The organism is Yersinia entomophaga, from assembly GCF_001656035.1.
GTDB classification, from domain to species: Bacteria; Pseudomonadota; Gammaproteobacteria; order Enterobacterales; family Enterobacteriaceae; genus Yersinia; species Yersinia entomophaga.
Window position 1 is genome coordinate 1,216,058 of sequence record NZ_CP010029.1, and the last position, 15,259, is coordinate 1,231,316.

The window sequence follows — 15,259 nt, forward strand, 5'->3', positions numbered from 1 at the left end:
TAAAGAAATTAGACCAAAATGACGTCTACCCCCTGCGCTTTCAGGCTGCTGATAACCTCTGGATTTGCATCCTTGCCGGTAATCAGAATATCGATTTTACTGGCTGGGCAAAACAGTAAACCCGTGCGCTGCCCCACTTTGGAGCTATCAACGACCACCACCAGTTTGCTGATTTTGTTCAGCATCTGCTGTTCCGAAACTGCGGTTAACATATCGGTTTTATACAGCCCGGTTTCATTGAGCGCCTTGCCACTTGTAAACATCCATTTGCCTGCATAAGCATCAAAAGTTGTCGAGGTAGGGTTAAGAATAATATTTTGCGTTTTGTTGTATTGACCTCCAATAATGATCACGCACTCGTGGTCGTTCTCAATCAGATAACAAGCCAGCGGGAAGTAATTCGTCACGATTTGTACGTCGCGCCCGCACAAAGTTTGTCCCAGTAAAAATGCGGTGGAACCGCAGTTAAGCACTATGCTGTCACCGTCCTGACATAGTTCCGATGCCTTGGCGGCAATGCGTGATTTTTCTTCATAGTTATCGGCGTTATTAATGTTCAGCGGCGACCAGGCCTGCTTCTTTTTATCCACGATGCACTCCGCACCGTTGCGTACCTTTCTTAACTGTTTCAATGCATCCAGCTTGGCGATGTCACGTCGTGCCGTCGCGGGTGAAATATCAAAACGCTCAATAAGATCGTTAATAGTGAGAGACCGCTTCGCATTTACCCAAGCCACGATTTCATGGTGACGTTGCATTTCATTCATTTCAGTCATCCTACGATAACCGCTCACATGCTGATTACATGGTGATTGGTTTTGATTTAAATTGATCATATACGTGAGAAAAATAACTGTCAATGTCATAATATTCAACAATTGAATGGCTACTCTCTCGGTATACCCTTAATTTCTTTATGCAAGAAAGGTCATTTATTACTTATCACAATCTATTTATATGTTTATTTTCAATGCCTTAAAGTAATTACATAACCACGAAGCCCTTATTAGTGTGAGTAAAATCAAATTAATCACATTGAATCATTGAATGATCACCTTTGATTATATAGCTTGTTGTTGTGTCATGTATTATCCGAGAAATGGATCTCTACAGGGCGGTGGCAAAGATTCCGTCCAACCATATTAGTGTCAGGGGGTGGTATGGAGTATCTGTATGATGTGTTTTATATCTTCTACAGCCAGGTCATGACCAAAGCGCCGTTGCTGCTTGGTCTGGTGACTTGTATCGGCTATAGCCTGCTACGTCGTGATATCACAACCATTATTAAAGGAACAATCAAGACTATTGTCGGTTTTATGCTGGTACAAGTCGGCGCAACAACGCTGGTATCCAGCTTTAAACCGGTCATCGAAAAAATGGCCGAATTCCACGGTCTGACAGGATCGGTTATCGATCCCTATACGTCAATGATGACAACCATGGAAACCATGGGCGACGATTATTCCTGGGTCGGGTACGTGGTATTACTGGCGCTGGCAATCAATATTCTGCTGGTGGTGCTGCGTCGCTACACCGGGATTCGCACCATTATGCTAACCGGCCACATTATGTTCCAACAGGCTGGGTTGATCGCGGTTTTCTACTTTGTGATGGCGGTTCCTATGTGGGAAACCGTGATTTACTCATCGATTCTCCTCGCCCTTTATTGGGGTATTTTCTCCAATATTATGTTTAAACCGACGGAAGCTGTGACCGGCGGCGCAGGTTTCTCTATCGGGCACCAACAGCAGGCCGCCTCCTGGATTGCGGTAAAAGTTGCACCTAAACTTGGCGATCCGAAAGATAACGTAGATAATCTGAAGCTGCCGAAGTGGCTGCATATATTCCATGACAGCATTGCCGCCACTGCTATCGTTATGACGCTGTTTTTCGGCGTAATTTTACTCTCTTTCGGCATGGATAACTTGCGTTCGATGGCGGGCAGCACTCACTGGGCCATCTATATCCTGGAGACCGGCCTGAAATTCGCCGTAGCAATTCAGATTATTGTGACCGGTGTGCGTATGTTCGTGGCCGAGCTGTCTGAGGCTTTTAAAGGCATCTCTGAACGCGTTATTCCCAATGCGGTACTGGCGATTGACTGCGCCGCGATCTACGCCTTCTCCCCTAACGCGATGGTATTTGGTTTTATCTGGGGCGCTTTAGGGCAGTTCACTGCCGTATTGGTGATGCTGGCCTTCAATACATCCATCATGATTATTCCCGGTTTTATTCCGATGTTCTTCTCCAACGCCACTATCGGCGTGTTTGCCAACCACTTCGGCGGCTGGCGTGCGGTCATGAAAATCTGCTTTGTAATGGGAATTATCGAAGTATTAGGATCTGCCTGGGCTATTGATCTGTTTATGCAGAATGGCACTACCTTCAATAGCTGGATGGGTATGGCCGACTGGTCTCTGCTATTCCCTCCTATCATGCAAGGTTTATCTGCTTCATCCTTAACTTTCTACCTGTTGATCGCACTGGCGCTGGTTTATATGTTCTTTGCCTCCCGCACTTTACGGGCTGAAGAAGATGCAGCTAAAGCGCTGGCGGCACTCCCCCCTGCGGTAGATGAAAATCCGGCCGAAGAGGCAAAACCCGAACATTCTACCGATGCGCCCAGCGTCGAAGCCGCTAAACCGGTTCGGATTCTCGCCGTCTGCGGCAACGGGCAAGGTTCTTCTATGATGATGAAAATGAAGATCGGCAGCTATCTAGAGAAAAAAGGCATTCCCCATCACATGGATTCCTGCGCGGTTTCTGACTACAAATCCAAACTGGCTAATACCGACATTATTGTTTCGTCAAAACACTTGTCGAGTGAAATGGAAGTTGGAGAAGGTAAATTTATTCTTGGGGTACAAAATATGCTGAACCCACATTCTTTTGGCGAACAGTTGCTTGCTCTGATTGAGCAAGTTAACCAACAAAAATAACCTAAATTTTAATTTTGATGACACACCAGAGCTAACCGGGGAGATATCACTATGACCACCTCATCACTGAAAAGCTCGTTGATAGAAAACCGCTCCATCATGTTACAGGCGCAGGCCGAAGACTGGCGCGCGGCCATCAAGCTGGGAACCGATATGCTGATTGCCTCAGGTGCTGTGACGCCGGCCTACCATCAGGCCATTATCAACAGCGTTGAAAAGCTCGGCCCTTATATCGTTATTGCACCAAATTTTGCTCTGCCTCACGCCCGACCGGAAGACGGCGTAAATCGCACGGCGTTTGCGTTAGTGACCTTAAGCGAACCTATTTATTTCGACGGAGAAGACGACGCGGTGGATGTGCTGATCACCCTCGCAGGCAGCAGTTCGGATGAGCATATGGCGGGATTAATGGAGGTTACTCAGGTTCTGGATGATGAAAACAGCGAAACCGGAGTCGATCTCGACAAACTGCGCCGCTGCCGTAGCACCGAAGATGTTTATGCGGTGATTGATGCGGCGCTGCGGGTGTGACAAGGAGAATAAATTATGTATCAAGCTTTGAAACATCGGGTGCTGGAAGCCAACTTGCTGTTGCCTCGCTACGGTTTAGTGACCTTTACTTGGGGCAATGCTTCCGAGATTGATCGAAAGCATGGCGTCATGGCCATTAAGCCCTCCGGCGTGGAATATGACCAGATGAAAGCCGAGGATATCGTGGTGCTGGATCTGGAGGGCAAGGTGATCGAGGGCGATTTAAATCCCTCGAGCGATACCCCGACTCATCTTGAGTTATATCGTCTCTTTCCGGCGCTGGGTGGCATCGTACATACTCACTCGCGCTACGCCACTATTTGGGCGCAGGCGGGGAAAGATCTTCCGGCGTTGGGAACGACTCATGCTGACTATTTTTACGGTGATATTCCCTGCACTCGTCCACTAAAAGACAGTGAAATCAATCAGAATTATGAAAGAAACAGCGGGCTGGTGATTGATGAAACCTTCAGAATGCGCGGAATCGATCCGGTAGCCGTACCCGGCGTATTGCTCTATGGGCACGCCCCCTTTACCTGGGGAAAAAATGCGCTTGAAGCGGTACATAACGCGGTGGTTTTAGAGGAAGTCGCCGCCATGGCGCTGGCGACACGCTCGCTCAATGCACATATTCACCTGCAGAATGCTTTGTCAGATAAACATTATCGACGTAAACACGGCAGCAACGCCTACTACGGGCAGCGCTAGCCGCACCACGCTCCTGCTTCGCTATCACATCGGCATCTGGTTAACGGATGCCATTGACTGAAAAGGACTATCACTATGGCCAAACCTATGCTTCAAATCGCCCTGGACCAAACCGATCTGGCCAGCGCCGTGACTCTGGCAAAAAGCGTCGCGGGTTACGTCGATATTATCGAAGTCGGTACTATTCTGGCCTTCGCCGCCGGAATGGAGGCGGTGACGACGTTACGCCAAAACCATCCGAATCACCTATTAGTCTGCGATTTAAAAACCACCGACGGCGGCGCGATTTTATCGCGAATGGCTTTCGAAGCTGGCGCAGATTGGCTGACGGTTTCCGCCGCCGCGCACATCGCCACGATTGAAGCCTGCAAAAAAGTAGCCGATGAGTTGGGCAGAGAAATTCAAATTGAAATCTACGGTAACTGGACGCTCGATGATGCCAAAGCCTGGCGCGCTCTGGGTATTAAACAGGCCATTTATCATCGTTCCAGAGACGCAGAATTGGCCGGCGTGGGCTGGAGCGATGATGACCTACTTCGCATGCGCGCTCTGTCTGATTTAGGACTGGAACTCTCTATAACCGGCGGCATAGTACCGCAGGATATCCGCCTGTTCGAAGGCATTCGAGCCAAAGCTTTTATTGCCGGGCGGGCGTTAACCGGCGAAAAAGGTCAGTCCAACGCGCAGGCATTACGCGCTGAAATCGATAAATACTGGTCGTAACCGATATGGCCCGGGAGGCTGATAATGTATACAAACAGGGTAAACCAGATTGTCGGGATCTATGAGAAAGCTCTCCCCAACGCCATGCCGTGGGAAGAAAAACTTAGAGTGGCCAAATCTCTGGGCTTTGATTTCATGGAAATATCAATAGATGAATCTGATGAACGACGCGTGCGACTGGATTGGTCAGACGAGCAAATCTATGGCCTGCGTCGCCTGTGTGAACAGTATCAAATTCCGTTACATTCCATGTGTCTCAGCGCTCACCGCAAGTATCCCTTTGGTTCCGCAGATAAAGTTATTCGCGAACAGGCTAAAATCCATATGGAAAAAGCGATTGATTTTGCTTACAAGATGGGGATTCGCGTGATCCAATTGGCAGGCTATGACGTTTACTACGAAAGTTCTAACGAACATACTCACCAGCGTTTTATTGATGGGATGAAATGGTGTGCCAAACAAGCCGAGCGCGCAGGCGTGATGCTGGCGGTTGAGATTATGGATACCGACTATCTGAATTCATTGAGTAAATTCGAAATTCTCAAGCGGGAAATTCCCTCCCCTTATTTTATGGCCTACCCTGACGTGGGCAATATTAACGGCTGGAATTACGATACGGTAACGGAGCTGAGGCTAAGTCGCGACCATATAGTCCAGATTCACCTGAAAGACACCCTTAAGGTCAGAGAAAATGCACCGGGCCAGTTCCGCGATTTGGTTATTGGTGAAGGCGAAGTGGATTTCACCGTCATTTTCCGCGCGCTTCGAGATATGAATAGCCGTGTTCCATTGGTTATTGAAATGTGGGCGCAGGATGAAAACTGGCGCGAAAACATTCTCACCGCGCAAAAACAGTTGAATCAGGCCGCCGAACGTGCCAACTTCCCGCTGTATTTATCCCCGTTATCTCACTGATTTATTGATATAAAAAATCCGGAGACAGTTGCGCTCCGGATTTTTGTTTTGTTGCTTGGAATTCGTTTTTACCGTTCAATTCAAGGAGCCGAATCTTCTTCCCGCTCCTTTTCTTAACGATTACAACGCGCGCAGAATGGCTTCCACACTAGCTTTAGCATCGCCAAACAGCATTTGCGTGTTGTCCTTGAAGAACAACGGGTTCTGAACGCCAGCATAACCGGTATTCATTGAACGTTTGAACGCAATAACATTCTGCGCTTTCCACACTTCCAGCACCGGCATTCCGGCAATAGGACTGCGCGGATCTTCCAACGCCGCCGGGTTAACCGTATCGTTGGCACCGATGACCAGCACGGTTTCGGTCTCCGGGAAGTCTTGATTGATTTCGTCCATTTCCAGTACCACATCGTACGGTACCTTGGCTTCCGCCAGCAGCACGTTCATATGACCCGGTAAACGGCCGGCAACCGGATGAATACCGAAACGAACTTTGATACCGCGCGCCTGCAGTTTGGCGGTGATTTCTGCCACCGGATACTGCGCCTGTGCTACCGCCATGCCATAGCCCGGAGTGATAATGACTGAGCTGGAGTTTTTCAGCATTTCGGCCACGTCTTCCGCCGTCGTTTCACGGTATTCGCCCATTTCTTCCGCATCACCGACGGACGAACCGTCAGTACCGAAGCCACCGGCAATAACGCTGATAAACGAGCGGTTCATTGCCTTACACATAATGTAAGACAGAATCGCACCGGAAGAACCCACCAAAGCGCCGGTGACGATCAGCAGGTCGTTGCTGAGCATAAAGCCCGCCGCCGCAGCAGCCCAACCGGAGTAGGAGTTCAGCATGGAAACCACAACCGGCATATCCGCCCCGCCAATGGAGGCCACCAGATGCCAGCCGAAAGCCAGCGCTATGGCGGTCATCAGGAACAGACAAATGCCCTGCATCGCTACGCTGTCGGTTTTCACAAACAGCACCATCAACAGGAATGACACCACCAACGCCGCCAGATTCAGCTTATGGCGATGAGGCAAAGTCAGCGGTTTAGAAGAGATAATCCCGCGTAATTTACCAAAGGCCACAATAGAACCGGTGAAGGTTACTGCACCGATAAAGATGCCAAGGAACACTTCGGTCAGATGAATGTTCTGCATCACAGGCTCCATTGGTGCGCCGTGATCCAGATAACTGTTGAAACCAACCAGTACCGCGGCCAGACCCACGAAGCTATGCAGCACCGCAACCAGCTCTGGCATTTCGGTCATTTCGACTTTTTTCGCCAGATAAATACCGATGGAGCCACCGATAACCATAGCGACAATAATCCAGCCAACGTTGCCGGAATCCGGCCCCATAATGGTGGCGATCAGTGCAATGGCCATACCGGTAATACCAAAAGTATTACCCTGCTTGGAGGTTTCGTGGCGGGATAAACCGGCCAGACTGAAAATAAATAAAATCGCGGCAACTATGTATGCAGCTGTTACGAGACCACTAGACATCAGTTACCCCTTAGTGTTTACGGAACATTTTCAGCATGCGCTGAGTCACGGTGAAACCACCGAAAATGTTGATGCTGGCAATCAGTACGGCAATAAAGGATAAGAAACTTACCCAGCCGCCGTGGCCAATCTGCAACAACGCCCCTACCACAATGATGCCCGAAATAGCGTTAGTGACCGACATCAGCGGCGTATGCAGCGCATGGCTGACGTTCCACACCACGTAGTAACCCACTACGCAAGCCAGAGCAAACACGGTGAAGTGTGACAAAAACTCTTTCGGCGCCACGTTGGCCAGCCAGCCAAACAGCACGATGGCGATCGCCATAAAGATATATTTGGTCCAGGGAGACGAAGGTTTAGCCTGAGGTTTTTCAATCGGAGCCGCCGCTTTTGCCGCCTGAGGCTGAGCAGAAACCTGAATTGGCGGCGCAGGCCAGGTAATTTCACCGGTTTTCACCACGGTAACGCCGCGAATCACGGTATCCTCGAAATCGATATCAATTTCGCCGTTCTTCTCTTTGCACAGCAGTTTCAGCAAGTTAACCAGGTTAGTACCGTAAAGCTGGGAAGACTGGGTTGGCAAACGACTTGGTAAATCGGTGTAACCAATAATTTTAACGCCATTATCAGTCACGGTGATTTTGTCTGCGACGGTTAGTTCGCAGTTACCGCCGGTTTGTGCCGCCAGATCGACCACCACGCTGCCCGGTTTCATCGAGGCAACCATTTCTTTGGTGATCAGCAACGGAGCAGGTTTGCCCGGAATCAGCGCGGTAGTGACGATAATGTCCACTTCCGCCGCCTGCGCCGCAAACAGTTCCATCTCTGCCTTGATGAAAGCTTCGGACATCACTTTGGCGTAGCCATCGCCGCTGCCCGCTTCTTCTTCAAAGTCCAGCTCGAGGAATTCGGCCCCCATACTCTGAACCTGTTCTTTCACTTCCGGACGCGTATCGAAGGCGCGAACGATAGCTCCAAGGCTGCCCGCTGCGCCAATGGCTGCCAGACCGGCAACGCCAGCACCGATAATCATCACTTTTGCCGGAGGCACTTTACCTGCGGCCGTAATCTGCCCAGTGAAGAAACGGCCGAATTCATGAGCGGCTTCCACAATGGCGCGGTAACCCGCGATGTTGGCCATGGAGCTTAAGGCATCCATCGACTGCGCACGTGAGATACGCGGCACAGAATCCATCGCCAGCACCGTCACTTGACGTTCTGCCAGTTTTTTCAGCAATTCTGGATTTTGCGCAGGCCAGATAAAACTGACCAGCGTGCTGCCCTCACGCATTAAGGCAATTTCATCCTCAAGGGGCGCGTTAACTTTTAGGATCAGATCCGATTGCCACACATTCGCCGTATCCGTAATTGTGGCGCCAGCTGACTGATAAGCCGCATCGTCAAAACTGGCCAGTCGCCCGGCATCTGCCTCTATGGCGACGGTAAAGCCCAACTTCAGCAGTTGTTCCACCGTTTTCGGCGTTGCTGCAACCCGGGCTTCATTGGCCAACCGCTCTCTTGGTACACCAATACGCATAATGTTCCCTTTTAGTTCTCTTCGATGATGAGTGTGTCGTCATCCTGCCTATAGTTGTGATTTCGTTACGCCGAATCTTCGCGCCGCCGAAACCTGCTTGCTACAGCTTCCTATAACCTACTGAAAATGTGACTGATGATCCATATTTGTCTGCATCACATTAACGCTTTTTGCATAAAAACTGATAGCCAATGGGAAGATTGTATAAATGACTATCAATATTATATTTACCAGAGTCTTATCCTGCCATTTATGGTTAGATTAAATTTATTCCATCCATTCTATGAATCCAGTAAATACGTGGCCTGAGGTTAGCAAAATGTAAATAAATCGAGCTTATGTCGTTAATTGTATTATTATCAAAACTTATCTGTATTAGCGGGAAAGAACGCCATTGATTGCCGGTAGTAAATAGTCACACTGTGCGGCATAAATTGCTGAGACACCTGCCATTATTACATGTAATAATCATCGGCTATTCTGTTACACATCAATAGTTCTGCTCGTATAACGTTAATGCGCAAGGCGAAAGGATTTTTTATGAAGCTGAAATACACGATCATCGCGTCAGCATTGCTATCACTGACTGCATTTTCTGCTGCACAAGCCGCGCAAGAATTAGCGCCGGAAAAAGCAGCCTCCATTAAACCGTTCCAACGTATAACAATTACCGGTCGGTTTAACGCAATCAATGAAGCAGCCGCTGCGGTGTCACGTCGCGCTGACGCATTGGGCGCAGACGCTTTCTATATTCAGGATACTAACAGCAATAATAACGGCGGTAACTGGCGTGTAACGGCCGATCTGTACCACAAAGATGCGGAAAAAGTGAGTCAAGAGACTCAATACCGCACCTTCAACGGCGTAAAAGAGCTGCCGAAGAACGAAGCTTATCTGCTGGAGCCTTTTGATACCGTGTCTGTCAGCGGCTTCTTCCGCAGCCAACCGGATATTAACGACGCAATCTCTAAAGAAGCGAAAAGAAAAAATGCCAGCTTCTTCTTCATCGTGCGTCAAGTCGATGCCAACGGCGGCGGTAACCAGTTTATCACCGCTTACGTATATAAAGCTGATGCGCCAAAACGTAAGGTGCAAAGCCCGGACGTCATCCCTGCTGATTCCGACGCAGGCCGTGCCGCACTGGCAGCGGGCGGTGCCGAAGCGGCTAAAGTTGAACTGCCGGGCGTTGCCTCTTCTGGTACGCCAAGCAATGCCGTGGGTCGCTTCTTCGAAACTCAGTCTTCAACCGGGAAGCGTTACACTGTAACTCTGTCCGACGGTACGCAAATTCAGGAACTGAATAACACCACTGCGGCACAAATGGTGCCCTTTGATTCAGTTACCTTTACCGGTCACTTCAACAGTATGACCGATGTTTCGCAAGAAGTGGCTAAACGTGCCGCAGCGAAAGGAGCCAAGTACTACCACGTGACTCGTCAGTGGCAAAACAAAAGCGGCGGCAACCTGACCGTTAGCGCTGATTTGTTCAAATAATCTTTGCGGGGCCGCCTAAGGTTGCCCCGTTTTACTTTTGTTTCCGCCATTCTTTACCCTCTTCCCGCCCAACGGCCTTTCTGGTTGCGCAAATCCTGAACGACTGAATAACTTTTTATCCTAATCGCATAACCAATCATTGCATCCACACCCCGCACTCCGTAAAATCTTGGCACTTTTTAGGGCTATTATCTTTCAGCTATCGGTGCCGACTCCCCATATCCTGCTAGTTGATAGCTGACATCCATAGATTAATTCTTTAAATACCAGGACTGCTAGCATTGGAAAAAAAACTCGGCCTAACCGCGCTAACCGCACTTGTTCTCAGCTCCATGCTAGGCGCCGGCGTCTTTAGCCTACCGCAGAACATGGCTGAAGTTGCCAGTCCAGCGGCGTTACTTATCGGTTGGAGTATTACCGGCGTAGGGATTATCTTCCTCGCCTTTGCCATGCTGTTGTTGACTCGCCTCAGGCCGGATCTGGATGGCGGTATCTTTACCTATGCTAAAGAAGGCTTTGGCGATCTGGTCGGCTTTTTCTCCGCCTGGGGTTACTGGCTGTGCGCGGTGATCGCTAACGTGTCTTATCTGGTTATTGTGTTTGCCGCGCTGAGCTTTTTCACCGATACGCCAGATCACATCGTTTTTGGTGAAGGGAATACCTGGCAAGCATTGATCGGTGCCTCTTTCCTGCTGTGGGTGGTGCACGCCTTGGTATTACGCGGCGTACAGACTGCGGCCAGCATCAATTTGGTGGCGACGCTGGCGAAACTGTTACCCTTAGGCGGTTTTATTATTCTGGCGGCGATCGCCTTTAATCTCGAGACCTTTACGCTGGATTTCAGCGGCATCGCTTTGGGTACGCCGGTGTGGGAGCAGGTTAAAAGCACCATGCTTATCACTCTTTGGGTGTTTATCGGTGTGGAAGGTGCAGTAGTGGTTTCGGCGCGGGCGCGAAATAAAAAGGACGTTGGTCGGGCAACCATGCTGGCGGTGTTATCTGCACTGAGCGTGTATTTGCTGATCACCTTACTGTCGCTAGGCGTAGTACCACGCGCCGAGCTGGCAGAGATGCGCAACCCATCGATGGCCGGTTTGATGGTTGAACTGATGGGGCCACTGGGTGAAATCGTTATCGCCACGGGTCTGATTATTTCAGTCTGCGGCGCTTACTTGAGCTGGACCATTATGGCCGCCGAGGTGCCGTTGCATGCGGCTAAACATGGCGCTTTCCCGAAAGCGTTTTGTCAGCAAAATAAGAATAATGCGCCATCCCAATCGCTGTGGTTTACCAACGGCGCGGTGCAGATTGCGTTGGTACTGATTTGGATTACCGGAAGTAACTATAATACGCTGCTAACTATCGCTTCTGAAATGATTTTAGTGCCGTATTTCTTGGTGGGCGCATTTCTGTTTAAGGTTGCGCTAAAACGTCAGGATTGGCGCTTGATTGTGGCGGCCAGCGGTGCCTGCTTATACGGTTTATGGCTGATTTACGCCGCCGGTATGCTGCATTTGCTGCTGTCGGTATTATTGTATGCGCCGGGATTATTGGTGTTTATTTATGCTCGGAAAAGTCACCATGATATGCGCATCTTAAATAAAATGGAGCGCGTGGCCATTTGTCTGGTAATGGTCGCTACCCTGCCCGCGACCTGGTTAATTATGCATTAATTTCTAATATGTTCAGCTATCTACATATGTTAGTAAAAATAAAATGTCAGTAAAAATAAAGTAGATGCTGAACAGCCTTTTGTAGCAGAAATGCATGAATCAAAATTGATATTGAGGTGGCAAGAAGCCCATCGATTAATAGAAAATTTGGAGAGAATCACAGTTGGAGGCAGTTTCGAGGAAGCAGTAAAGCTAATAAGGCTGCTTTTCATGGAACCAAGGCATTGATAAAAACAATCCAAGCATCGAAAAAATCTCATTACCCAAGGGTATCAACACCATCTGACTAACAATGAGACGTTACAGGATAGCAACGATAGACTAGATGATATTGAGCAACGCATAAATAACGGAAAAGAAACCGAGCATCAAATTCAAATTATCAGTGAGCAAAGCCGAACTTTTGCTGAATTTCTGAGTGATAGAATATAAAGATAAAATGGCCAAGAGCGACGCTTGCTCGCCATGAACAGCATATTTAAGGCTGAATGACGGGCAAATTAACCAGCAACCGCTCGCCGTTTAACGTCAAAGCAACCTGCGGTGAGCACTGACGTGAAATAGCCGCCAATTGACCGATATCCAAACCATAGGGTAATTGGACTTCCAGAGATTGAATCCCCTGTTGGCGTGCCAACCGAATTAACCGAATCATATTGGTTTCATCGCTCACCTGTGTAGATAGCACCTGCAAAGCTAAGGCGGTTAACTGCTCTTGTGGGTTCTTTTCTGATTCAGTTTGAGATTTTTTTTACCACCATGCCGAAGATAGGCATTACACCATAAATCGCATCGACAAAACTCCAGCGTTTTTTGCAGGAAGCCGATAGAAATTTCATGTAATCAAAGCAGATGGTTTCGCGCTGTATCCGCTCACTACTCATCCCCTAATCCTCTCTTAATTCAAAATAGTGTTGGACTACGGCTAAATAGAGACGACGTGACAGTCAGTGTCACCAATATAATGACATAATTCCCTTACTGTTTACCAGACGGAGCCGACGCTTTAATCATACGAATGAATAATTGCGCGATACAGCTCAAGATTAGACACCAAATCCTCATGGCATTGCCCTCTTCGGCGCGCTATGCTGAATTCCGTCACTTTTATCGCAGATTCTTATAGACCGGGAAACATGACTAAAATTGTTTTTGTCGAAGACGACCCAGAAGTCGGAAAGTTGATTGCCGCCTATTTAGGCAAACATGATATTGACGTTCTGATTGAGCCGCGAGGCGACACCGCGCAGGACTTTATTACCGAGCAACAGCCGGATTTAGTGCTGTTGGATATTATGTTGCCGGGTAAAGACGGTATGACGCTTTGCCGGGATCTGCGTCCTCATTATGATGGCCCGATAGTCCTGCTGACCTCATTGGATAGTGATATGAACCATATCCTATCGCTGGAAATGGGTGCGAATGATTATATTCTGAAAACTACGCCACCTGCCGTTTTGCTGGCGCGGCTGCGTTTACATTTACGCCAACGGCAAAGCCAGAGCAAAGAGCCACAGGTAGCCACGCTGACCAATCAAAACGCGATTCGCTTCGGCCTGCTCTGTATCGATCCAGTTAATCGTCAGGTCAATCTGGGTCAGGAGGAAATTACGCTTTCCACGTCAGACTTCGATTTACTTTGGGAACTGGCCACCCACGCCGGTATTATTATGGATCGGGAAATCTTATTAAAAAGTCTGCGCGGCGTCAGCTATGACGGAATGGATCGCAGTATCGACGTGGCAATCTCTCGTTTACGTCGCAAACTTTACGATAATACGCTGGAGCCATTCCGCATTAAAACCGTGCGTAATAAAGGTTACCTGTTTGCTCCTAACGCCTGGGAATCCGTCCAACAATGAGAAAACTATTCATACAGTTTTTCTTATTGCTGTTTGTCTGCTTTATGGTGATGGCGATGCTGGTCGGGCTGGTTTATAAAGTCACCGCCGAACGCGCTGGGCGCCAGTCTTTAGACGACTTGATGAAAAGCTCGCTGTCATTGATGCGCAGTGAACTGAGAGAAATCCCCCTGCGTGACTGGAATAAAACCATCGAAACGCTGGATTTGAATCTTTCGTTTGAACTGCATATTGAACCGCTGGATAAACGAGATTTAGGGCCACGCCTGAATAAACGACTGCGGGCAGGAGAGATCATCGCTTTAGACGATGAGTACTCATTCTTGCAGCGAATTCCGCGCAGTCATTATGTATTGGTGGTCGGACCGGTTCCGTATTTATTCTATTTACATCAAATGCGGCTGTTGGATCTGGCTCTGCTGATTTTAATCGGTATGTCGCTGGCGTTGCCGGTTTTCCTGTGGATGCGCCCGCACTGGAAAGATCTGCTACAGCTAGAAAACGCTGCCCAGCGGCTGGGTTCCGGACATTTAGATGAACGGACGCACTTTGATCCGACTTCCAGTCTGAATCGTCTCGGCGTCGCTTTTAATCAGATGGCGGATAACATCAGCACTCTGATTGCCAGTAAAAAACTGCTGATTGACGGCATAGCCCACGAGTTGCGCACCCCGTTGGTTCGTTTGCGCTACCGTTTAGCCATGAGTGAAAATCTGAGCGAAACAGAGCAACTGGCATTAAACCGGGATATCGGTCAGTTGGAATCATTGATAGACGAACTATTGACTTATGCTCGTCTGGATCGCCCTCAGGTTTCTCTTAATCTGGAGCCAATAGATTTACCGACCTGGCTGCAAACTAAAGTCGAAGATATGCGCCTGATTCACCGCGAGCGAGAAATCGCGCTGGATATTCCGCACAGTGGCGATTTTGGTGCGGTGGATTTACGCCTAATGGAACGAGTGCTGGATAATTTGGTGAATAACGCCCTGTGCTACTCCAATCAGCGTTTGCGCATCGGCCTGTGGTTCGACGGCGATGAAGCTTGTCTGCAGGTTGAAGACGATGGTCCCGGCATTCCGCCGGATGAACGCACCAAAGTGTTTGAGCCTTTTGTCCGCTTAGATCCAAGTCGCGATCGCGCGACCGGCGGCTGCGGTTTAGGCCTGGCAATCGTTCACTCCATCGCGCAGGCTTATCAGGGACGCGTTTTTGTAGAAAGCAGTTCTTTGGGCGGCGCGAGCTTCCGTTTCTGCTGGCCAGTCAAAGATTACTACAGTTTATCCGTAGATTCAGACGCAGTATCAGATAAAAAATAAATAGCAAAAAAACGTTGATTATCATCGGTTAACTAATGGAGTGCCC

The 15,259-nt window shown here is 48.9% G+C and carries 12 protein-coding genes and 1 pseudogene; 9 read left to right on the forward strand and 4 right to left on the reverse strand.

What is annotated here, in order from left to right:
• Window positions 1–8: 8 nt before the first annotated feature.
• Window positions 9–767, reverse strand: a complete 759-nt coding sequence (ulaR, locus tag PL78_RS05450) for an HTH-type transcriptional regulator UlaR (RefSeq protein WP_064513812.1) — start codon at window positions 765–767, stop codon at window positions 9–11.
• A 393-nt stretch (window positions 768–1,160) separates the two neighbouring features.
• Here ulaR and PL78_RS05455 point away from each other — a divergent pair, with 393 nt between their 5' ends.
• The 5 genes from PL78_RS05455 to PL78_RS05475 all read left to right on the forward strand — a co-directional run bounded on the left by PL78_RS05455 (window position 1,161) and on the right by PL78_RS05475 (window position 5,816).
• Window positions 1,161–2,939: a PTS ascorbate-specific subunit IIBC gene (locus PL78_RS05455; protein ID WP_064513814.1), complete on the forward strand. Its 1,779-nt coding sequence runs from the start codon at window positions 1,161–1,163 to the stop codon at window positions 2,937–2,939.
• A gap of 51 nt (window positions 2,940–2,990) precedes the next feature.
• The gene (locus PL78_RS05460) at window positions 2,991–3,470 is read left to right on the forward strand and encodes a PTS sugar transporter subunit IIA (protein WP_064513816.1); all 480 of its coding nucleotides are present in this window, start codon (window positions 2,991–2,993) and stop codon (window positions 3,468–3,470) included.
• Window positions 3,471–3,485: 15 nt separating this feature from the next.
• Window positions 3,486–4,178, forward strand: coding sequence for an L-ribulose-5-phosphate 4-epimerase (locus PL78_RS05465; protein WP_064513818.1), 693 nt, complete (start codon window positions 3,486–3,488; stop codon window positions 4,176–4,178).
• Window positions 4,179–4,253: 75 nt separating this feature from the next.
• Complete coding sequence (locus PL78_RS05470; RefSeq protein ID WP_064513820.1) at window positions 4,254–4,901, forward strand: 3-keto-L-gulonate-6-phosphate decarboxylase UlaD; 648 nt, start codon at window positions 4,254–4,256, stop codon at window positions 4,899–4,901.
• A 24-nt stretch (window positions 4,902–4,925) separates the two neighbouring features.
• Window positions 4,926–5,816 carry an L-ribulose-5-phosphate 3-epimerase gene (locus PL78_RS05475; RefSeq protein ID WP_064513823.1) on the forward strand — a complete coding sequence of 297 codons (891 nt, stop codon included), beginning with the start codon at window positions 4,926–4,928 and terminating at the stop codon, window positions 5,814–5,816.
• 120 nt (window positions 5,817–5,936) lie between these two features.
• On the opposite strand, the gene pntB is transcribed toward PL78_RS05475, so the two are convergent.
• Window positions 5,937–7,325 (reverse strand): Re/Si-specific NAD(P)(+) transhydrogenase subunit beta, encoded by a 1,389-nt coding sequence (pntB, locus tag PL78_RS05480; RefSeq protein WP_064513825.1) that lies wholly within the window; start codon window positions 7,323–7,325, stop codon window positions 5,937–5,939.
• Between the two features lie 10 nt (window positions 7,326–7,335).
• The gene (gene pntA / locus PL78_RS05485; protein ID WP_064513826.1) at window positions 7,336–8,865 is read right to left on the reverse strand and encodes a Re/Si-specific NAD(P)(+) transhydrogenase subunit alpha; all 1,530 of its coding nucleotides are present in this window, start codon (window positions 8,863–8,865) and stop codon (window positions 7,336–7,338) included.
• 540 nt (window positions 8,866–9,405) lie between these two features.
• Here pntA and ydgH point away from each other — a divergent pair.
• A complete protein-coding gene (ydgH, locus tag PL78_RS05490; RefSeq protein WP_064513828.1) occupies window positions 9,406–10,359 on the forward strand; it encodes a DUF1471 family protein YdgH in 954 nt (317 codons plus the stop codon).
• A 281-nt stretch (window positions 10,360–10,640) separates the two neighbouring features.
• A complete protein-coding gene (locus tag PL78_RS05495) occupies window positions 10,641–12,032 on the forward strand; it encodes an amino acid permease (RefSeq protein WP_064513830.1) in 1,392 nt (463 codons plus the stop codon).
• 478 nt (window positions 12,033–12,510) lie between these two features.
• Here the strand turns inward: PL78_RS05495 and PL78_RS05500 are convergent.
• Window positions 12,511–12,916 (reverse strand): annotated as a pseudogene (locus tag PL78_RS05500) (hypothetical protein).
• A gap of 252 nt (window positions 12,917–13,168) precedes the next feature.
• Here PL78_RS05500 and rstA point away from each other — a divergent pair.
• Both rstA and rstB read left to right on the forward strand, forming a co-directional pair.
• Window positions 13,169–13,894, forward strand: a complete 726-nt coding sequence (gene rstA / locus PL78_RS05505) for a two-component system response regulator RstA (RefSeq protein WP_064513832.1) — start codon at window positions 13,169–13,171, stop codon at window positions 13,892–13,894.
• Window positions 13,891–15,213, forward strand: coding sequence for a two-component system sensor histidine kinase RstB (gene rstB / locus PL78_RS05510; RefSeq protein ID WP_064513834.1), 1,323 nt, complete (start codon window positions 13,891–13,893; stop codon window positions 15,211–15,213). The genes rstA and rstB overlap by 4 nt, the downstream gene beginning before the upstream one ends.
• Window positions 15,214–15,259 lie beyond the last annotated feature (46 nt).